This window comes from Bartonella sp. LJL80, assembly GCF_054871565.1.
Map to the genome: position 1 here is coordinate 148,084 of NZ_JBTXLM010000004.1, position 19,635 is coordinate 167,718.

A 19,635-nucleotide genomic window follows, 5' to 3' on the forward strand; every position below is an offset into this window, starting at 1 on the left:
AGGCGCAGGCAGAAAGACAGGTTAAAGCAATGTCTCGTATTGGAAAAAAGCCCGTACCGGTTCCCGCTGGTGTTACAGCGACTGTTGAAGGTCAGTTGGTTAAAGCCAAGGGCCCTAAGGGTGAGTTGAGCTATGTCGTTAATGACGAAGTTCTAGTTAAATTTGAAGAAAATGCGGTGTCGGTGACTCCGCGTGATCAGTCTAAGGATGCACGCTCTAAATGGGGTATGTCTCGTTCGATGATTGAGAATATCTTTCAGGGCGTGAAGGACGGCTTTGAAAAAAAGCTTGAAATCAATGGTGTTGGTTATCGTGCTGCGATGCAGGGCAAAAACATTCAGCTTTCACTTGGTTTCAGTCATGATGTAGTCTACGAAGTGCCAAATGGTATAACGGTAGTCGTTCCTAAGCCAACCGAAATTGTTGTTTCTGGCATCAGTAAGCAGCAAGTCGGTCAAGTGGCTGCGGAGATTCGTGAGTATCGTGGGCCTGAGCCTTATAAGGGTAAGGGTGTTAAGTATGCGAACGAGCGTATCGTGCGCAAAGAAGGCAAGAAGAAATAAGGAACTTGCATCATGGCTTCGCCTAAGGAAATTCTTCAGCGTCGCGCTCAGCGTGTTCGCCGTCAGGTTAAAGCGGTGGCTAATGGTCGTTTGCGGCTTAGTGTTCATCGCTCTAATCAAAATATTTATGCGCAGATCATTGATGATCTTCGTGGTCACACGGTTGCCTCTGCTTCAACACTTGAGGGTGAATTGAAAAATTCAGTCAAGAGTGGAGCTGGCAAAGATGCTGCGACTGCTGTTGGTAAGTTGATAGCAGAACGTGCAAAGAAGGCTGGTGTGAGTGAAGTTGTTTTTGATCGCGGACCGTACATTTATCATGGTCGTGTCAAGGCGCTCGCTGATGCTGCGCGTGAAGGTGGTCTGAGCTTTTAATATATTCACCCGGATCGTGTTCGGGTGTTTCACAAAGAATCCTCTTGGATACCCAGAGGATTCTTTTAGTTGCGTGCTTCCGGAAAAGAAAAAGGAATGAGGAATGGCACAAAAAGAACGTAATAATCGCGACGAGCGTCGCGAAGAACGTGATAGCGAGTTTGTTGATAAGCTCGTTCACATTAATCGCGTTGCCAAGGTTGTAAAGGGTGGTCGCCGTTTTGGTTTTGCTGCTCTGGTTGTCGTTGGCGATCAGAAGGGCCGTGTAGGTTTTGGACATGGTAAGGCGCGCGAAGTGCCTGAAGCTATTCGTAAAGCGACAGAAGCTGCCAAGCGTGAAATGATTTATGTTCCGCTGCGCTCAGGTCGTACACTTCATCATGATGTTGAAGGGCGACATGGTGCCGGTAAGGTCTTGTTGCGTTCTGCTGCTGCAGGTACCGGTATTATTGCTGGTGGTCCAATGCGTGCAGTATTTGAAACGCTTGGTATGCAAGACGTTGTTGCTAAGTCACTTGGTTCATCGAATCCATACAACATGGTTCGTGCAACCTTTGATGCTTTGAAACATCAGATGCATCCGAAAGATATCGCCGCCCAGCGTGGTATTAAGTATTCGACCTTGCAGGCTCGTCGCCAGCATCTGGTCGGTTCGGAAGAATAGTCCTCCGGACTTGCGAGATAAAGGAATTTCAAAATGGCTGAGAAAAAATCTCAGGGTGGCAAGACGGTTACTGTAGAGCAGGTCGGTAGTCCGATCCGCCGTCCTCAGGTTCAACGTGCAACGTTGAAGGGTCTTGGGCTTAATAAAATGCACCGCCGTCGTACTTTGCAGGATACACCTGCAGTGCGTGGTATGATCGCCAAGGTACAGCATCTCGTTCGCGTTGTGGACGAAGGCTGAGTATCGCAGGAGTAAAGATAATGAAACTCAATGAACTGCGCGATCAAGAGGGCGCAACAAAGAGCCGTAAACGTGTTGGACGTGGTATTGGTTCAGGGACTGGTAAAACAGCTGGTCGCGGCGTTAAGGGGCAAAAGTCTCGTTCAGGTGTAGCAATAAACGGTTTTGAAGGCGGTCAAATGCCAATTTACCGTCGGTTACCTAAGCGTGGCTTTACAAACTTGTTCGCAAAGAACTTTAATGAAGTTTCGATTGGCCGCGTTCAAGAAGCTATTGATGCTGGTAAGCTAGACGGTACAAAGCCTGTTGACGTTGCTGCGTTGAAAGCAGCTGGCATTCTTCGTCGCGAAAAAGACGGAGTTCGTCTTCTTTCAGATGGTGAGTTAAAGACAAAAGTGGTCTTTGAAGTTGCCGGTGCCTCGAAGGCTGCAGTGGAAAAAGTCGAAAAAGCCGGCGGTTCGGTCAAGCTTCCGGCTGCTGCTGAATAAAACGTTTAGTAAAATTTTGTGGCCCGGATGAGATGGTTATCATCTCATCCGGGCCATTTTCTATTTGTGGTCTTTTCTCGTTGCAATATGATTCTGAATAGGGCAAAAGCGAGAATTGTTAACAAAATGGTTTAATGGACAGTCTTTGGCTTTGCTTTTGATGTAGCATGACGATAAGACTTGTCAAAGTTTTCGTAACTTTTAAATTCGTTACGAATTGAAGACCGGAGAAATTTTATGGCATCAGCCGCTGAGCAACTCGCTTCGAACTTGAATTTTGGCGCATTCTCACGTGCAACCGAGTTGAAAAAACGTATTTGGTTCACCTTGGGTGCACTGCTCGTTTATCGTTTTGGCACGTATATTCCGATGCCAGGAATCAATACGGATGCTTTACGTCAGACTTTTGAACATCATGCTTCGGGTGTGTTGGGGCTGTTCAATATGTTTGCCGGCGGTGCTGTAGGGCGTATGGCGATTTTCGCATTAGGTATTATGCCTTACATTTCTGCTTCAATTATTGTTCAGCTCATGACGTCAGTTGTGCCGTCACTTGAAGCGTTGAAGAAAGAGGGAGAAAGCGGCAGGAAAATCATCAACCAGTATACAAGGTACGGAACGGTATTTTTGGCGCTTATACAGGCTTATGGTATAGCTGTTGCATTGGAAACGGGGCTTGGGACCGGTTTGCAAATTGTAACAGAGCCAGGGATGTTCTTCCGTATAACCGCCGTTATTACTCTTGTGGGCGGCACGATGTTTTTGATGTGGCTGGGTGAGCAGATAACCTCGCGTGGTATAGGAAATGGAATATCACTGATTATTTTTGCAGGTATCGTGGCAAATCTTCCTTCTGCGATTGCACAGCTGCTTACAGCGCATAGTCAGGCTGATCTATCCACCTTCTTGCTTATAGCAATCGTGTTTATTGTGGTTGCGGTCATTGCCGTGATTGTTTTTGTTGAGCGTGCACAACGTCGCATTCTTATCCAGTATCCGAAGCGTCAAGTTGGGAACCGTATGTTTCAAGGTGATACTTCACATCTCCCACTTAAACTAAATACAGCCGGCGTTATTCCACCTATTTTTGCATCGTCATTGTTGATGTTACCCGCAACAATCAATAATTTTTCTGAAAATATGCCGCAATGGCTTCAAACCGTATCGTTCTCGTTGAGCCATGGACAGCCTCTTTATATGCTAGTTTATGCGGGGCTTATGGCGTTTTTCTGTTTTTTCTATACTGCAATTGTTTTCAATCCTAAGGATACGGCAGACCAACTTAAGAAGCATTCAGGTTTTATTCCGGGGATCCGTCCGGGTGAGCGTACTGCGGAATATATTGATTACGTTTTGACCCGTATTACGGTTGTAGGTGCAGTTTATATCATTTTGGTTTGTCTCTTGCCTGAATTCATGATGTCAGCATTGCATGTTCCGTTTTATCTTGGAGGTACATCACTTTTGATCGTTGTGACAGTTACGCTTGATACGGTCTCGCAAGTGCAGGGACATCTTGTTGCACATCAGTATGAAGGTTTGATCAAGAAGTCCAAACTGAGGGGAGGGAAGAGGAATCGATGAAACTTATTTTGTTAGGACCACCCGGTGCCGGAAAGGGTACCCAGGCCAAGATATTGACTGAAAAATACAATATTCCCCAACTGTCAACGGGTGATATGTTGCGCGCTGCAGTTGCCGCCCAAACGGAAGTAGGAAAGCGCGCCAAGGCTATTATGGATAATGGTGGTCTTGTTTCGGATGAAATCGTTAATCAAATTGTTGCGGATAGAATCCGCGAAAAAGATTGCGAAAACGGTTTTATTTTGGATGGTTATCCTAGAACAGTCGGTCAGGCTGAGGCGTTGCAGTCGATTTTAGAATCAAGCAATACGAAACTTGATGGCGTAATCGAATTGATTGTTGATCAAGGTGCTCTGGTAAACCGTATGAAAAAGCGCGTCGAAGAGACGCTTGCTTCAGGCGGTAAGGTGCGCTCCGATGATAATCCAGAGGCGTTTGAAAAGCGGTTGATTGAGTACAGAGAAAAAACTGCACCTTTGTCGCAGTTTTACTCTGGTACACAGCAGTTGAAAACAGTTGATGGTATGGCTGATGTATCTGTTGTGACGTCGGCCATCGAACAATTGCTCAAATAAGAGCAATCGATCAGGAGTATTGAAATGGAGTTGACTTTTCCGGAGAAATCCGTCAAAGACAGCACCAATTCATTTCAGTGAGATGATCGGAATCGGATGTATCAACCGGTGCCGGTCGTTTTGTGCTGTATGGTAGTTATTTACTTTACAGTTAGTTGACAACCTAATTAAGGAGAAAAGGCGTGGCTCGTATTGCTGGCGTCAACATCCCTACGAATAAGCGTGTTGTTATTGCGCTACAATATATTCATGGGATTGGACCGAAATTTGCTAAGGAAATCGTCGAAAAAGTAGGTATTCCTGCTGAACGTCGTGTGAATGAACTTTCAGATGCTGAAGTTCTTCAGATTCGCGAAGCTATCGACCGTGACTATCAGGTTGAGGGTGATCTTCGTCGTGAAGTTGCTATGAATATTAAGCGTTTGATGGACTTGGGTTGCTACCGCGGTCTGCGTCATCGTCGCTCGCTTCCTGTTCGTGGACAGCGTACACATACAAATGCTCGTACACGTAAGGGGCCTGCGAAGGCTATTGCGGGTAAAAAGAAATAATACTGATTTTTTCAGTTTTGTTTTAGGTGCATTCGCCATCTCAAGTGCCTCTTTGTGGTCACAGCGAATGAGGGTGTAGCTGCTGGTATTACGGCGGTGCAGAGATCAATGAAAGGGATATTATGGCCAAGGAAGCCACACGTGTTCGTCGTCGCGAACGCAAAAATATTTCGTCTGGGGTTGCTCATGTCAACTCGACGTTTAATAACACAATGATTACGATTACGGATGCACAAGGTAATGCGATTGCTTGGTCGTCTGCCGGTGCACAAGGATTTAAGGGTTCACGTAAATCTACACCTTTTGCGGCTCAGGTTGCTGCAGAGGATTGTGCCAAGAAAGCACAAGAGCACGGCATGCGCTCGTTGGAAGTAGAAGTTTGTGGTCCTGGTTCTGGTCGTGAATCCGCTTTGCGCGCCTTGCAGGCTGCGGGTTTCGTTATTACGTCGATTCGTGATGTGACGCCAATCCCGCACAATGGTTGCCGCCCGCGCAAGAAGCGTCGCGTTTAATCCGGTATGTTTTTCATTGTCGGAGTTATATGCTTCGACGTTCAGACTGGTCGTCACGGCTGAATAGTGACGAGAGTAAAGAACAGGAATAGGAATATGATCCAGAAAAACTGGCAGGAATTGATTAAGCCTAATAAGGTCGATTTCCAGACGCAAATTGGTTCCAATAAGGCAATCGTTATTGCCGAGCCATTGGAGCGCGGCTTTGGTTTGACTTTGGGAAACGCATTGCGCCGGGTGTTATTGTCGTCGCTTCGCGGTGCAGCTGTTACCGCAGTTCAGATCGATGGTGTTTTGCATGAGTTCTCATCTATTCCCGGTGTGCGGGAAGATGTAACTGATATTATTTTGAATATCAAAGAAATCGCCATTCGTATGGAAGGCGAAGGTCCTAAGCGTATGGTTGTACGCAAGGAAGGGCCTGGTGTTGTTACAGCTGGTGATATCCAGACGGTTGGAGATGTCGAGATTCTTAATCCAGATCACGTCATTTGTACGCTTGATGATGGTGCAGAAATTCGCATGGAATTTACTGTCAATACAGGCAAGGGATATGTTCCTGCTGATAGAAATCGTGCAGAAGATGCTCCGATTGGTCTTATTCCAGTTGATAGTCTCTATTCGCCAGTGCGTAAGGTCTCTTATAAAGTTGAGAATACCCGTGAGGGACAGGTTCTTGATTATGATAAGTTGACTTTGACGATCGAAACGAATGGTGCTGTTACAGGTGAGGATGCAGTCGCTTTTGCTGCTCGTATTCTTCAAGATCAGTTGTCAGTTTTTGTGAACTTTGAAGAGCCGCAGAAAGAAGCACCTCAGGAACAGGTCTCCGAACTTGCTTTCAATCCAGCGCTTCTCAAAAAGGTCGATGAACTTGAATTGTCAGTCCGCTCGGCGAACTGCCTAAAGAACGACAATATCGTTTATATTGGCGATCTTATCCAAAAGACGGAAGCCGAAATGCTTCGTACTCCGAATTTTGGCCGCAAATCATTAAACGAGATCAAAGAGGTTCTGGCTTCCATGGGACTCCATTTGGGTATGGAAATCCCCGCATGGCCGCCGGAGAACATCGATGACCTCGCAAAACGCTACGAAGATCAATATTGAGTTTAAGAATTAAGGAGAAAGCTCATGCGCCATGGTAAATCAGGCCGCAAGCTGAACCGGACTGCTAGTCACCGTAAAGCTATGTTTGCCAATATGGCAACTTCGCTTATCGAACACGAGCAGATCGTGACGACGCTTCCGAAGGCTAAAGAAATACGTCCTATTGTTGAAAAGTTGGTAACGCTTGGAAAGCGTGGTGACTTGCATGCACGTCGTCAAGCTATTTCGGCTATTCGCGATGTTAAACAGGTTGCGAAGCTTTTTGAAACGCTTGCTCCTCGTTACGCTTCGCGTAATGGCGGCTATCTGCGTATTATGAAAGCTGGTTATCGTGCAGGCGACAATGCACCATTGGCTGTTGTTGAATTTGTTGATCGCGATGTTAATGCCAAGGGCGCAGCAGACCGCGCTCGTGTTGAGGCAGAAGCAAAAGAAGCTGACGCAGCCTAATTTTTGAAATTTGCTTTATAAGTGAATTACATTGTTCGACAGAAAACCCGCTGATTTTCAGCGGGTTTTTCTATTTTCTAAGAGTTGAAGGCGTCACTTCTGAACGACTAAGTTTTTGGGGCATATTCTTACCGGTAACGCTAAAAATATCCAAAATTTATCGAAAAGCCAATGTTACTGCACTATGATTTATTTTTGTTTGGATTGTTTAGAATGAGATAAAGCGAACCTGACCGCTGCCATTAGTCATTGACTTATTATCTTTCGCTTATTTATGCGCAAATTCATGGTTTGGAACTGCCGAAAGCGTTGTAACTATATGTATTCTTGGACATTCTTTTCACTGTAGCGTCTTCGCGCAGTTCGGATATTCTGTTTCTCTTCGAGTGCTTGATGTAATCCGCTATATTTGGTCTTCTTGGCAATTTAATGGGACAATATTGTATGCTGTGTTACTGGGCAGGTTACCGGATACCCCAAATAATCTTTAAGCTCAGACGAGCTATAAATTTAGTGTCGGGATAATGATGGTATGAGCTTTTTAGTTCAAACGTCAGTTTAGTTATGAATTGCGAAGCGAAACGGGATAGTTGCGGAGTGAGGTGGTTTTCACATCGAACGTTATTTGATGATGTCGCCCCACCACAATACATAAGCAGTGAGACGACCTGTTAAGATACACGCTCATATCACCCAATTTAATTGACGTCATTTTTTTGCGGTAAATAGGCGTTTGATCAGCCCGACTATGAGCAGCAACATGATGAAAAAGCCTGCTATCGAAAGCGTCTTGGCATTCTCTAACAAAAAACCGGGTTTCGGGCCACCAGACAGCGCCTGATTGATTTGCGATCTTGAGACATGGTGACCGTCAACGCTAAAATGTGCGGTAACGTAGTCGGCTACTTTTTGAAGTTGTTCTTCATCGAATTGATTCCTAAAAGCCGGCATGAAAACTTGTCTGCTATTGGTTGTTCTATGAACGCCGTTGTTTATTGTCATTATCAAGTTTGATGCGTCAGTAGCATTGACGGTTGTTGTACCACGAAGCGGCGGAAATGCGTTCGACCCGCTCAGCGCGCCCTGACCATCAGCGCCGTGACATGTAGCGCAAGCGCCGTTATATATTTCTGCACCAGTCATTTGGCTCAGATCGAAATTGGTGTTGTAGTCGTTCGGTTGTCCCATTTCCACATCGTGAATAATTATGTGGTCGTCGACCTTTTTCCCATTTCGCGCCTGTGACGGAATAGAGATAGGGGGGATCTGCTTCAAGTAAGCCGCGATAGCGCGAAGATCTTCATCCGTAAGTTTGGAGAAAGAGTTTTGAACTGCCAATCCCATATCGCCATCTGCATAAGCTTTGCCATGCAACTGACCGGTTTTTAAATATGTAAAGATATCATCATTCGACCACTCGCCGATTCCTGTTTTGTTGTCGGGCGTAATATTAGGTGCAGTCCAAGCACCGACTTTACCACCGCTCAAAAACTCCGACATCTTTTCAGCAGCAAAACTATTACGTGGCGTATGACAGGTAGAGCAATGTCCTAGTGTCTTCACGAGATATTCGCCGCGCTGAATAGGCGTTGCCCCTTCAGCTGATCCAGCGATTGTGTTTTTGTTCAGAAAAAGAATGTTCCATCCGATCATGGCCGGTCGAATGAAAGGAAAGCCGAGGTCTGTTTCCGAGACATTGTGGTCAACGGGTGGTATTCCTTTCATAAAATAAACGTATAGCGCATGTATATCCTCATCGGATAGTCCTGAAAAAGCGGTATAAGGCATCGCAGGAAAAAGATATTTGCCACCGGGTGCCACGCCTTCACGTAAAGCACGCGAGAAATCTTCCAAACTGTAATTGCCTATACCGTTAACTTTGGAGGGCGTAATATTTGCCCCATAAATTTTACCCATCGGCGAATTGACTGCGAAGCCGCCTGAATAAGGGTTGCTATCGTCGGGGTTCGTATGGCAGGCGGCACAGTCGCCAGCTATCGCCAAATACTGCCCTCGTTGGATGGTATTAGCATCAATAGGATTCGATGTTTGACATAGTGCGGCGAATGAAACGCTTACAAGCATTGCGCAAGCAACTAATATTTTGGTTAAAAGCTTGTGCATGTCTTAAACCTCTGTGGCAACGGTTTCGCCAATACGGATTGCCAGTGCAATCCCTGTCAGCGTCGGATTGACAGTTGCGGATGTGGGCATCACACCTGTCGTGGCCAGAAAAAGATTATCGTGGTCCCAAGTTCGACACTCCGAATTGACGACAGAATTTCTAGCATCGGCGCCCATGATGACAGTGCCCATGATATGAAACTGGTTTCGCCATCCTGTAGGTGCTTCTGTAATCTCGCCCTCGAAAGCCTGTAAGAAGTTTGCAAAGTCACTCCATGCTTGCGGACGCATTCCCCGCACATACTCATCAAGATGGTAGTGTATCTTCAATCCCGGCAGACCGATTGAATCTCTGTAATCAGGATTTGGCTGTATCCGGTTGGCGGGATTGGGAAGGGTTTCGCTCATTGTCGATATATTCATCGAACGTGAAGCATGGTCGCGTATTGCATCATCAAGCTTTGTCCCCATCAATCGCTGTTTCAATAAAGCAGGTGTCACATCGACATTCGGGACGAGATTGCGAAATGAATATCGTATAGCAGAGTGCTGTGATCTGCTTGGCTCATCACGGCGATTGACGATATTGCCATGTTGGACCGATCCGCGACCCGTCCAAAGCGGTTCGTTTGCCAGGAATGAAAGGCTCATTCCGGTGTGATCCATATAGTTACGGCCTACTTGATCGGAACTGTTTGCGATATCGGACATCAACAGAAGTTTAGGTGTTTCCATTGCATGCGCGGCGAGGATAAAAGTCTTGGCGGTTAAACGATGATCGCTTCCATCCGGTTTGCGATAGTGAACCGCGACGATTTTATTCTTCTCGCCTTTTTCAAGTTTAAATGCGACCGATTCCGTTAGGAGTTTTACGCCGAGCTTGATCGCCTTATCAACATGCATATCGCCCGAATACATTGCCCCAATCGGGCAAACAGGTTCACAATTATTATTGCCTGCACAGGCAGGTCTGCCGTCATAAGGGCGCGAGACACGTCCATGCGGTTCGTGGGTTACTTGATAACCGAGAGGCCCAAGCTTTGATTGCATGCGCAAAAGCATGTACGGTTTCGCTTCTGGCGGCAATGGATACGGTGCCGAGCGAGGAGGATAGTGACCTCGACCCTGACCACTCTGATCTTCTTCATGAGTACCAACGACTCCGACTTCACGTTCTGCTTGTAGATACCATGGTTCCAGATCGTCATAAGAAATCGGCCAGTCACGTCCTACGCCGTAAACGGTATTGAGTTTAAAGTCGTTAGGCAATAGACGCCAACAGGCAGAAGCCCAATGACGGGTTGTGCCACCGGCTACTTTGATGAAGCTGGTCGCATAATCGAGATCATCATCAGTTACTGCGTCAATGTAGCCTTTCGTATAGGAATTGGGCGACCAAGGAAGATTGGGATAAGGAGCGTTCCAATTTCTTTTAGCCGCAGCATTACGATAGTTTTCTACAACCTTCCACCGTGGAATATACGGGCCAGCTTCCAACATAATGACCGACTTTCCTGCCTTTGCTAAACGGCAGGCAGCATTTGCGCCCAAAGCACCAGAACCGATGATCACGACATCCGCATCAAATACACTCATTGAACCGCTCCTTTAGATGTCGCGCCTTCGTTTGTTTGGTCGGCTTCATTCTTCAGCATTGTTTCTGCTTCGCTGAGTGTTTTTGCGCGCCCCTGTACGAGTATAAGATAGGCCGGATCAGCTGACGCATATGTCGCTGCCGCTTTAGGAGATTTGTCACCCCACTCGCGAATGTTTGGATCCATGTTTGGAGGTTCGACACCGGCTGGTGTTTGTGCCCAATAATCACGACCATCGCGCGCATAACTTGGTCTTACCGTATTATCTTTTGTCGGTTCATACATGAGAGCAGACAGAAACGTAACAAATTCGGCATCATCTTCCATATGGGATGTAGAGGGGGTGCCGGTGAAGCCTAAATACCAGGGTCGTATTATTTCTATTGCTGTATCGATATTCTCATCTGATAAAGACGCTATAGTGTGATCACGATCTCTGGCTTGTGCGGCGCCAATGGCAGATGCCAGCTTGGCTAGTCTGCTTGGAAATGTCTCATCATGTTTTGTGAGGATCCGTTCCACTCTCATCGCGATTTCTGGATCAAGCGGAGAACGTCCTGTCAGTGCTTCACTAACAATCAATATTGCAGAACGGTTGGACGTTTGAGCGAAAAGCGTGTTGGTTTGTAATGCCAAAATCGGCGGTGTTAAGACCAAAGCGGTGAGCAGTTCTCTTCTATTCATCATGGTTCTTTCCCGATGTACACTTGTTTTCTGTGTTTAGAGCTGTTCCAAAAACGCGCAATACAAATTTGGTTGAGGTCGACATCTCACACATAGATGTGATTAATTTTACCATCGGTATCGTTCTTTTGCCCGAATCGCTCATATAAAAGGAGAGTACTGTCCACTCGCATCAGCAGCAGCTATGTTGAACCCGAATAGTCGTTTTTGATAGATATTGAGGAGAAGAATATGAAACTATCCTTCTGTACAATTGTTACATGCATTTGTTGGGCGTTTTTCTCCCCGGTAGCAAGTCAGGCTCAGATTCCTCAATCGCAAGGTGAAATCAAACTCTCTTTCGCGCCATTGGTGAAGAAAACAGTTCCATCGGTCGTGAATATTTATGCGGCACGTCAGGTACGCGCGCGTTCGCCTTTCGAAGGTGATCCATTTTTCGAGCAGTTTTTCGGGCGGACAATGCCGAATCGTCCATCGCGTACCCAATCTTCACTCGGTTCGGGTGTAATTGTCGATGAAGGTGGTCTGATAGTAACGAATTATCACGTGATAAGGGACGCTGACGAGATCAAGGTCGCGCTATCTGATGGTCGCGAGTTCGAAAGTAAAGTCATGCTGAAAGATGAGGCAACGGATATTGCGGTTTTGAAGATTGAACCTAAAGGTGCTAAATTTCCTGTTCTGCCATTAGGAAACTCTGATGCCGTTGAAGTTGGTGACCTTGTGCTTGCTATAGGCAATCCCTTTGGGGTAGGGCAAACCGTTACGAGTGGAATAGTCTCCGCTCAAGCTCGTACGAGAGTTGGCATTTCAGATTTTGATTTTTTCATCCAGACAGATGCAGCCATCAATCCGGGGAATTCCGGTGGCGCTCTTATTGATATGAAGGGCGAGTTGATTGGCATAAATACCGCGATTTATTCGCGTTCTGGCGGTTCAGTCGGTATTGGTTTCGCAATCCCGGCAAATCTTGTGCGCGCTGTGGTCGATACGGTGAAACGTGGTGAAACAAGCTTCGAACCACCCTACATCGGTGCATCGTTCCAGAATGTCACGGCGGATGTGGCCGAAGGTTTAGGGATGGAGCAACCATATGGCGCGATCATTACTGATATTGTCAAAAATAGTCCGGCAGAACGGGCTGGTTTAAAAATCGGTGATGTCATTTTGACAGCGCAAGGTGCGCGCGTTGATACCCCGGATAGTCTCGGTTATCGTTTGATGACGACGGGGGTCGGACACGAACTGAAACTCGAATATCTACGGGATGGAAAAACGATAGAAACATCTATAGCACTCGCAGCAACACCGGCTGACCAGATTGCAAAGCCGGAGATTCTTGCTGGTGATACACCATTCACTGGAGCAGAAATATTAAATCTTACGCCCCAAAATACACGTCGTTTCAGACTGCCCCCGAATAGCACCGGTGTGGTAATCAACAATTTAGAAGCCAACGCCAATGCGGCTGTTGTATTCCGGCCGGGGGATATCATACGTGCAGTGAACGGCAATGAGATAAAATCGATTGCTGATCTAAAAAAGGTTCTTGCTGCGGGTACTCCGCGTATCTGGCAATTAGAATTTGAACGCAATGGCATGCTTATCCGCCAATTCGTTCGTTGAGGTGTGTTTTGAGCAATGACCTTTTTGAAGCTTCGCCAGATCCAAGGGCAGATCGCAACCGCCCTCTAGCAGAGCGGATGCGTCCACATCATCTCAGCGAGGTGACTGGTCAGGACCATCTGACTGGCCCAGAAGGGGTGCTGAGCCGTATGATCGCTGCTGGCTCTTTGGGGTCCATGATTTTTTGGGGACCGCCAGGGACAGGTAAAACGACGGTGGCAAGGCTTCTGGCGAATGAAACGAGCTTGGCATTCGAGCAAGTTTCGGCAATCTTTACAGGTGTTGCTGACCTTAAGAAGGTTTTTGAAAGCGCACGTGCGCGCCAAATGTCGGGACGGCAAACTCTGCTTTTTGTTGACGAAATCCATCGTTTCAATCGTGCCCAACAAGACAGTTTCCTACCCGTAATGGAAGATGGTACGGTTATTTTGATTGGAGCGACCACAGAGAATCCATCTTTCGAGCTTAATGCCGCTCTTTTATCGCGTTCTCGCGTTCTTACATTCCGCGCTCATGATGAAGCAAGTCTGGCAACTTTGTTGGCGCGTGCTGAACGGATTGAGGCCAAGACACTACCGCTTGATGATGAGGCACGTACCATGCTTGTTCGCATGGCCGATGGAGATGGTCGAGCTGTCTTGACCTTAGCCGAGGAGGTTTGGCGCGCTGCGCGTGATGGCGAATTATTCGACGCGAAGATGTTGCAGGAGATCGTTCAAAGACGAGCGCCTGTTTATGATAAGGGACAGGATGGACACTACAATCTCATTTCCGCCTTACATAAATCTGTGCGCGGTTCCGATCCGGATGCTGCACTCTATTATCTTGCTCGCATGTTTGATGCCGGTGAAAACCCGCTGTATATAGGTAGGCGTCTGGTGCGTATGGCTGTTGAAGATATTGGCCTTGCAGATCCACAAGCATTGGTCATTTGTAATGCTGCCAAGGATGCCTATGATTACCTTGGTTCGCCGGAGGGCGAACTTGCATTGGCGCAAGCGTGCATTTATCTCGCAACGGCTCCGAAATCAAATGCAGCTTATATGGCATTCAAGACTGCCATGCGATCGGCGAAGGAAAACGGTTCGCTGTTGCCGCCCAAGCACATTCTCAACGCACCAACAAAGTTGATGAAGGGCGAGGGATATGGGGATGGTTATCGGTATGACCATGACGAGCCGGACGCATTTTCAGGGCAAGATTATTTTCCGGAAAAAATGGGCCGTCAACATTACTATAAACCGCCTGAGCGCGGCTTTGAACGCGAGTTGAATAAACGCTTGGAATGGTGGTCTAAGCTGCGTAGCGAACGCAAATAGGAAATAAAAACTTGGTGTTTGCGTAGAAAGCCTCTAATAATTTCTGCTCAAATGCTCGAGGAAACCGACGATCTCCATTCGGAGATTATACGATCTAATTAAGAATGGAGTTAATCGACTATGTTGAAAAAGATAGGCATCTTATTTTTGTCCGGTAGTGTCTTGGCTGCTTGTACAACCACCAATCCCTATACCGGCGAGAGCCAGATATCCAAAACCGCTGGAGGAGCAACGATCGGTGCTGTCGCGGGTGCCTTAGGCGGCCTTATGGTTGGCGGTTCAAGCCGGGCTCAACGCAATGCAGTTCTTATTGGTGCTGGAGTGGGTGCGCTTGGTGGTGGCCTCATCGGCAATTACATGGATCGACAGGAATCAGAGTTGCGTGCACAGTTGCAAGGCTCGGGCGTTTCTGTGACAAGAAATGGTGATCAAATTCTTCTTAATATGCCTGGGAACATCACCTTCAATACGGATCAGGATGCTGTTCGCCCGCAGTTCTACCCGGTCTTGAATTCTGTCGGTCTTGTGCTGAAAAAATATGAAAAATCACTTGTGGACGTTCTTGGTTATACAGACTCGACAGGCAGTCTGCAGCACAATCAGGACCTATCACAGCGCAGAGCACTATCGGTTGCAAACTATTTGAATAGTCAGGGTATTGATGGCCGTCGTCTTTCAGTCGTCGGTTATGGGCCGTCCAATCCAATTGCGTCAAATGCAACACCAGATGGGCGCTCGCAGAATCGTCGTGTAGAAATTCAAATTTCCCCTCTGCGTCAGAGTGGATATTAAGCAATAGCCATATAAAAAATGGTTGAAACCGCCGCATGCAGTGCGGCGGTTTTTTATTTCTTACAAATCTGATAACAAATAGGTACCTAGAACAATAAAAGAACAAAATTATAAAAATGTGATAAATCAACAGCATAGCGGTATTGCAAAAACAGAACAAAAGAGGTACAAAATAGTCTGTGAGAATAAACGCTATGGGCTTCAAGTCTGAGAAAAGGTTAGTGTAAAATGTCCCAGAACACATTGCGACTCGTTGAGGATAAAACGGTGGATAAATCAAAGGCTCTGGATGCTGCGCTATCTCAGATTGAACGCTCATTTGGCAAAGGCTCAATTATGCGTCTTGGCCAGAACGAGCAGGTTGTTGAAATAGAAACGATACCAACGGGTTCCTTGTCGTTGGACATTGCTTTGGGTGTCGGTGGACTGCCCAAAGGTCGTATCGTTGAAATCTATGGACCCGAAAGTTCAGGTAAAACAACGCTAGCCTTGCATACAATTGCTGAAGCGCAAAAACGTGGTGGTATCTGCGCTTTTGTCGATGCAGAGCATGCTCTTGATCCGGTATATGCACGTAAGCTTGGCGTTGATCTTGAAAATCTACTCATCTCTCAGCCGGATACGGGTGAGCAAGCCCTTGAGATTACAGATACATTAGTGCGTTCAGGTGCTGTAGATGTCTTGGTTGTGGATTCGGTTGCAGCATTAACACCGCGTGCAGAAATTGAAGGCGAAATGGGGGATTCTCTTCCTGGTCTTCAAGCGCGATTGATGAGTCAGGCATTGCGCAAATTAACGGCATCCATTTCGCGGTCTAATTGTATGGTTATTTTCATCAATCAGATACGTATGAAAATTGGCGTGATGTTTGGTTCGCCCGAAACGACAACGGGTGGTAATGCTCTAAAGTTTTATGCGTCTGTCCGCTTGGATATCCGGCGTATTGGTGCAATCAAGGATCGTGATGAAGTCGTGGGTAATCAAACCCGTGTGAAGGTTGTAAAGAACAAGTTGGCACCTCCATTCAAACAGGTCGAGTTTGACATCATGTATGGAGAAGGCATCTCAAAGCTAGGTGAGTTGATTGACCTGGGTGTTAAAGCAGGTGTCGTCGAAAAGTCTGGCGCATGGTTCTCTTATAATTCTCAGCGCTTGGGGCAGGGCCGTGAGAATGCAAAGCAGTTTTTACGTGATAATAAGGAAGTTGCTGACGAGATCGAAACTTCGTTGCGTCAAAATGCTGGCCTGATCGCTGCAGAGCTTTTAGAAAACGGTGGCCCAGATGCGCAAGAAGAAAGCGAAGCAGTTTAAGTTTTTTCAGACGCCTTAGCTGCTTTCTGGCAGCGATTTAGGGCCGCTATAATCGAAAGATTGTAGCGGCTTTTCTTTTTCAAATTGGCTATGATCGCTGTTGTTCAGGTTTCGCAAACTATTGATCATCGACAGGTTTCTAAGACAACCCACTGTTTAGTGGGGGAAGATACGATAGAGGTTGTCTCGGCTGGTGTTCTCCGGATAACAAGTTATCAGGCGTTTGTGTTGGTCGGTGACAGAGCACTTTTCGTTGGGTGCATAAGCGAAAGTGGCAAGAAAAATAGGTTCCCACATGCAACAAATTGCTCTAAAAGGCGGACAATGATTGTGCAAATACCGTGGAACCAGTTTGGTTGATACGGATCGTATAGGTGTGAACTATGAATAGCGTAAACGAGATCCGGTCAACATTCCTGGACTATTTTCATCGTAACGGTCATGAGATTGTTTCCTCGAGTCCGTTGGTACCGCGCAACGATCCGACTTTGATGTTTACAAATGCCGGAATGGTGCAATTCAAGAATGTTTTCACTGGTCTCGAGCAGCGTCCGTATAGTCGGGCGACAACGGCACAGAAATGCGTTAGAGCTGGCGGTAAACATAATGACCTTGATAATGTTGGATACACGGCTCGCCACCATACGTTTTTTGAGATGCTGGGCAATTTTTCCTTCGGTGATTACTTTAAAGAAGAAGCTATCCTTTTTGCTTGGAACCTTCTGACCAAGGAATTCGCTCTTCCTAAAGATAAGCTATTGGTGACGGTTTATCACGATGATGAGGCCGCGGCAGATTTATGGAAAAAGATTGCTGGCTTATCCGATGATAAAATCATTCGTATTGCGACGAATGACAATTTCTGGGCTATGGGCGATACTGGGCCTTGCGGACCTTGTTCTGAAATCTTTTTTGATCATGGAGAAAAAATTTGGGGCGGTCCTCCCGGAAGTGCTGACGAGGATGGCGACCGCTTCATTGAGATTTGGAATCTTGTATTCATGCAATATGAACAGATATCCAAAGAGGAACGTGTGAACCTGCCTCGTCCATCAATTGATACCGGTATGGGGCTTGAACGGATCGCCGCGGTTTTACAAGGTGTCCACGATAATTATGATATCGATCTCTTTCGTACGCTCATACGGGCATCAGAAGAAGCCACTGGTGTTAAAGCCCAAGGCGAATTCACGGCAAGTCATCGTGTTATAGCAGATCACTTGCGTTCGTCTGCATTTTTGATAGCAGATGGTGTTCTTCCTTCAAATGAGGGTCGTGGTTATGTGTTACGTCGTATTATGCGTCGTGCCATGCGTCATGCACAATTGCTTGGCTCTAAAGACCCCTTGATGTGGAGGCTTCTGCCTACATTAACACGTGAAATGGGACAGGCATATCCAGAGCTTTTACGCGCCGAATCCTTGATCTCGGAGACGCTCAAGCTTGAGGAGACACGGTTTCGCAAAACGTTGGAGCGTGGACTTGTATTGTTGAATGAAGCCAGTGAAGGCCTCGATGCAGGGGATCGGTTTGACGGTGAAGTTGCATTCAAATTATATGACACCTATGGGTTTCCATTAGATTTGACGCAGGATGCACTCCGTCGTCGCGATATATCGGTGGATACAGATGCATTTGATAAAGCCATGGAACGTCAAAAGGCTGAAGCGCGAGCCAATTGGTCGGGTTCAGGGGAGGCGGCTACCGAGACAATCTGGTTTGCTGTTCGCGACAAGGTAGGTGCTACTGAATTCTTGGGCTACGAAACTGAAAAGGCTGAGGGGGTAATTACGGCTGTCATTGAAAATGGACAGTTGGCTGAGAGCCTGTCTGAAGGACAAGAAGGTATTCTGGTTGTCAACCAAACACCATTCTATGGCGAATCTGGCGGGCAAGTGGGTGACACCGGCGTTATTGCGGGTGAAAACTTTAGTTTCGAAGTAAGTGATACGCAAAAAAAGGCAAATGGAGTTTTTATCCATCTTGGTGTTGTAAAAACTGGCAGCGTGGCGACAGGGGATGCTGTGGAGCTTGCAGTAGATCATGTGCGGCGTGGAAAAATTCGATCCAACCATTCAGCAACGCATCTTCTCCATGAAGCTTTGAGAGAAACCTTGGGAACGCACGTAGCGCAAAAGGGTTCTCTGGTGTCACCTGATCGTCTGCGTTTCGACTTTTCTCACCCTAAACCTATCTCACCGGAAGAACTCGTAAAGATAGAAGATCTCGCAAATGACATCATCTTGCAAAATAGCGTCGTTACAACGCGCTTGATGGCTGTTGACGACGCCATTGCAGAAGGTGCAATGGCGCTTTTCGGCGAAAAATATGGTGATGAAGTCCGCGTTGTGTCCATGGGCAGACAATTTGATCAATCAGGTTTAACGAACAGGGCGTGGTCGATAGAGTTGTGCGGAGGAACACATGTCCGTCAAACAGGCGATATTGGTCTCATTCGTATCGTGTCGGAAAGTGCTGTTGCTGCGGGCGTGAGACGCTTGGAAGCTTTAACTGGTAATGCTGCGCGTCATTATCTCAATCGCCAAGATTTGTGCGTACAAGAGATTGCCGGCGCGCTCAAGGCCACTCCACAAGATGCTCTTGATCGAGTGCGAACACTGGTTGATGAACGCCGTAAGCTTGACAAGGAGCTTGCAGATGCCCGTAGGCAATTGGCGCTTAGCGGCGGGAAAGCTGGAAACACTGAGCAGGATATTGAAAGCGTTAATGGTGTTTCATTTATGGGACGTATCGTGACGGGCGTTTCGCCTCGTGATCTCAAGCCACTAACCGATGCGGGTAAAAGCCAGATCGACAGCGGTATCGTCGTATTCATTGGTGTGGGTGATGACGGCAAAGCCAGCGCGGTCGTCGGCGTGACAGATGACTTAACCGGACGTTTCAATGCGGTGGATTTGGTACGCATTGCGTCAGAGGCACTGGGTGGTAAAGGTGGCGGTGGACGTCCTGATATGGCGCAGGCCGGTGGCCCCGATGGAACAAAAGCAGACAACGCAATTCTTGCTGTAAAAAATGCACTTTGATAAGTTTTTAGTTAGATAGTGTATAAAA

General features: G+C 46.9%; 19 protein-coding genes. 16 read left to right on the forward strand and 3 right to left on the reverse strand.

The window, feature by feature from the left end; all coding sequences use genetic code 11:
* The first annotated feature begins 29 nt into the window (after positions 1–29).
* The 11 genes from rplF (at position 30) to rplQ (ending at position 7,112) form a co-directional block, all read left to right on the forward strand.
* On the forward strand, positions 30–563 hold the full coding sequence (rplF, locus tag ACYSNS_RS07570; RefSeq protein ID WP_461722540.1) for a 50S ribosomal protein L6: 534 nt from the start codon (positions 30–32) through the stop codon (positions 561–563).
* Positions 564–575: 12 nt separating this feature from the next.
* On the forward strand, positions 576–938 hold the full coding sequence (gene rplR, locus ACYSNS_RS07575; RefSeq protein ID WP_461722541.1) for a 50S ribosomal protein L18: 363 nt from the start codon (positions 576–578) through the stop codon (positions 936–938).
* A 103-nt stretch (positions 939–1,041) separates the two neighbouring features.
* On the forward strand, positions 1,042–1,602 hold the full coding sequence (rpsE, locus tag ACYSNS_RS07580) for a 30S ribosomal protein S5 (RefSeq protein WP_461722542.1): 561 nt from the start codon (positions 1,042–1,044) through the stop codon (positions 1,600–1,602).
* Positions 1,603–1,635: 33 nt separating this feature from the next.
* The gene (gene rpmD, locus ACYSNS_RS07585; RefSeq protein WP_461722543.1) at positions 1,636–1,842 is read left to right on the forward strand and encodes a 50S ribosomal protein L30; all 207 of its coding nucleotides are present in this window, start codon (positions 1,636–1,638) and stop codon (positions 1,840–1,842) included.
* Between the two features lie 20 nt (positions 1,843–1,862).
* Positions 1,863–2,330 carry a 50S ribosomal protein L15 gene (gene rplO / locus ACYSNS_RS07590; RefSeq protein ID WP_461722544.1) on the forward strand — a complete coding sequence of 156 codons (468 nt, stop codon included), beginning with the start codon at positions 1,863–1,865 and terminating at the stop codon, positions 2,328–2,330.
* Positions 2,331–2,567: 237 nt separating this feature from the next.
* The gene (gene secY / locus ACYSNS_RS07595; RefSeq protein WP_461722545.1) at positions 2,568–3,914 is read left to right on the forward strand and encodes a preprotein translocase subunit SecY; all 1,347 of its coding nucleotides are present in this window, start codon (positions 2,568–2,570) and stop codon (positions 3,912–3,914) included.
* Positions 3,911–4,489, forward strand: coding sequence for an adenylate kinase (locus ACYSNS_RS07600; protein WP_461722546.1), 579 nt, complete (start codon positions 3,911–3,913; stop codon positions 4,487–4,489). Before secY ends, ACYSNS_RS07600 begins: the two co-directional genes overlap by 4 nt.
* A gap of 182 nt (positions 4,490–4,671) precedes the next feature.
* Positions 4,672–5,040, forward strand: a complete 369-nt coding sequence (gene rpsM, locus ACYSNS_RS07605) for a 30S ribosomal protein S13 (protein WP_461722547.1) — start codon at positions 4,672–4,674, stop codon at positions 5,038–5,040.
* A gap of 122 nt (positions 5,041–5,162) precedes the next feature.
* Positions 5,163–5,552 carry a 30S ribosomal protein S11 gene (rpsK, locus tag ACYSNS_RS07610; protein WP_182417112.1) on the forward strand — a complete coding sequence of 130 codons (390 nt, stop codon included), beginning with the start codon at positions 5,163–5,165 and terminating at the stop codon, positions 5,550–5,552.
* A 96-nt stretch (positions 5,553–5,648) separates the two neighbouring features.
* Positions 5,649–6,662, forward strand: a complete 1,014-nt coding sequence (locus ACYSNS_RS07615) for a DNA-directed RNA polymerase subunit alpha (protein ID WP_461722548.1) — start codon at positions 5,649–5,651, stop codon at positions 6,660–6,662.
* 24 nt (positions 6,663–6,686) lie between these two features.
* Positions 6,687–7,112, forward strand: a complete 426-nt coding sequence (gene rplQ, locus ACYSNS_RS07620) for a 50S ribosomal protein L17 (protein WP_461722549.1) — start codon at positions 6,687–6,689, stop codon at positions 7,110–7,112.
* Between the two features lie 708 nt (positions 7,113–7,820).
* Here the strand turns inward: rplQ and ACYSNS_RS07625 are convergent.
* The 3 genes from ACYSNS_RS07625 to ACYSNS_RS07635 form a co-directional block, all read right to left on the reverse strand.
* A complete protein-coding gene (locus tag ACYSNS_RS07625) occupies positions 7,821–9,116 on the reverse strand; it encodes a c-type cytochrome (RefSeq protein WP_461722550.1) in 1,296 nt (431 codons plus the stop codon).
* 123 nt (positions 9,117–9,239) lie between these two features.
* Positions 9,240–10,832, reverse strand: coding sequence for a GMC family oxidoreductase (locus ACYSNS_RS07630; protein WP_461722551.1), 1,593 nt, complete (start codon positions 10,830–10,832; stop codon positions 9,240–9,242).
* Entirely contained in the window at positions 10,829–11,518 is a 690-nt protein-coding gene (locus ACYSNS_RS07635; protein ID WP_461722552.1) for a sugar dehydrogenase complex small subunit, read from the reverse strand. Before ACYSNS_RS07635 ends, ACYSNS_RS07630 begins: the two co-directional genes overlap by 4 nt.
* Positions 11,519–11,746: 228 nt before the next feature.
* On the opposite strand from ACYSNS_RS07635, the gene ACYSNS_RS07640 reads away from it, so the two are divergent.
* From ACYSNS_RS07640 to alaS, 5 genes are all read left to right on the forward strand, one after another.
* On the forward strand, positions 11,747–13,141 hold the full coding sequence (locus ACYSNS_RS07640; RefSeq protein WP_461722553.1) for a DegQ family serine endoprotease: 1,395 nt from the start codon (positions 11,747–11,749) through the stop codon (positions 13,139–13,141).
* 8 nt (positions 13,142–13,149) lie between these two features.
* Positions 13,150–14,460 (forward strand): replication-associated recombination protein A, encoded by a 1,311-nt coding sequence (locus ACYSNS_RS07645; RefSeq protein ID WP_461722554.1) that lies wholly within the window; start codon positions 13,150–13,152, stop codon positions 14,458–14,460.
* A 120-nt stretch (positions 14,461–14,580) separates the two neighbouring features.
* Positions 14,581–15,252, forward strand: coding sequence for an OmpA family protein (locus ACYSNS_RS07650; protein WP_461722555.1), 672 nt, complete (start codon positions 14,581–14,583; stop codon positions 15,250–15,252).
* 228 nt (positions 15,253–15,480) lie between these two features.
* Positions 15,481–16,563: a recombinase RecA gene (recA, locus tag ACYSNS_RS07655; protein ID WP_461722556.1), complete on the forward strand. Its 1,083-nt coding sequence runs from the start codon at positions 15,481–15,483 to the stop codon at positions 16,561–16,563.
* Positions 16,564–16,946: 383 nt separating this feature from the next.
* The gene (gene alaS, locus ACYSNS_RS07660) at positions 16,947–19,607 is read left to right on the forward strand and encodes an alanine--tRNA ligase (RefSeq protein WP_461722557.1); all 2,661 of its coding nucleotides are present in this window, start codon (positions 16,947–16,949) and stop codon (positions 19,605–19,607) included.
* Positions 19,608–19,635 lie beyond the last annotated feature (28 nt).

Coding starts and splice junctions, on each gene's coding strand:
- rplF (WP_461722540.1), top strand. CDS start 30: ATGTCTCGTATTGGAAAAAAGCCCGTACCGGTTCCCGCTGGTGTTACA.
- rplR (WP_461722541.1), top strand. CDS start 576: ATGGCTTCGCCTAAGGAAATTCTTCAGCGTCGCGCTCAGCGTGTTCGC.
- rpsE (WP_461722542.1), top strand. CDS start 1,042: ATGGCACAAAAAGAACGTAATAATCGCGACGAGCGTCGCGAAGAACGT.
- rpmD (WP_461722543.1), top strand. CDS start 1,636: ATGGCTGAGAAAAAATCTCAGGGTGGCAAGACGGTTACTGTAGAGCAG.
- rplO (WP_461722544.1), top strand. CDS start 1,863: ATGAAACTCAATGAACTGCGCGATCAAGAGGGCGCAACAAAGAGCCGT.
- secY (WP_461722545.1), top strand. CDS start 2,568: ATGGCATCAGCCGCTGAGCAACTCGCTTCGAACTTGAATTTTGGCGCA.
- ACYSNS_RS07600 (WP_461722546.1), top strand. CDS start 3,911: ATGAAACTTATTTTGTTAGGACCACCCGGTGCCGGAAAGGGTACCCAG.
- rpsK (WP_182417112.1), top strand. CDS start 5,163: ATGGCCAAGGAAGCCACACGTGTTCGTCGTCGCGAACGCAAAAATATT.
- ACYSNS_RS07615 (WP_461722548.1), top strand. CDS start 5,649: ATGATCCAGAAAAACTGGCAGGAATTGATTAAGCCTAATAAGGTCGAT.
- rplQ (WP_461722549.1), top strand. CDS start 6,687: ATGCGCCATGGTAAATCAGGCCGCAAGCTGAACCGGACTGCTAGTCAC.
- ACYSNS_RS07630 (WP_461722551.1), bottom strand. CDS start 10,832: ATGAGTGTATTTGATGCGGATGTCGTGATCATCGGTTCTGGTGCTTTG.
- ACYSNS_RS07635 (WP_461722552.1), bottom strand. CDS start 11,518: ATGATGAATAGAAGAGAACTGCTCACCGCTTTGGTCTTAACACCGCCG.
- ACYSNS_RS07640 (WP_461722553.1), top strand. CDS start 11,747: ATGAAACTATCCTTCTGTACAATTGTTACATGCATTTGTTGGGCGTTT.
- ACYSNS_RS07650 (WP_461722555.1), top strand. CDS start 14,581: ATGTTGAAAAAGATAGGCATCTTATTTTTGTCCGGTAGTGTCTTGGCT.
- recA (WP_461722556.1), top strand. CDS start 15,481: ATGTCCCAGAACACATTGCGACTCGTTGAGGATAAAACGGTGGATAAA.
- alaS (WP_461722557.1), top strand. CDS start 16,947: ATGAATAGCGTAAACGAGATCCGGTCAACATTCCTGGACTATTTTCAT.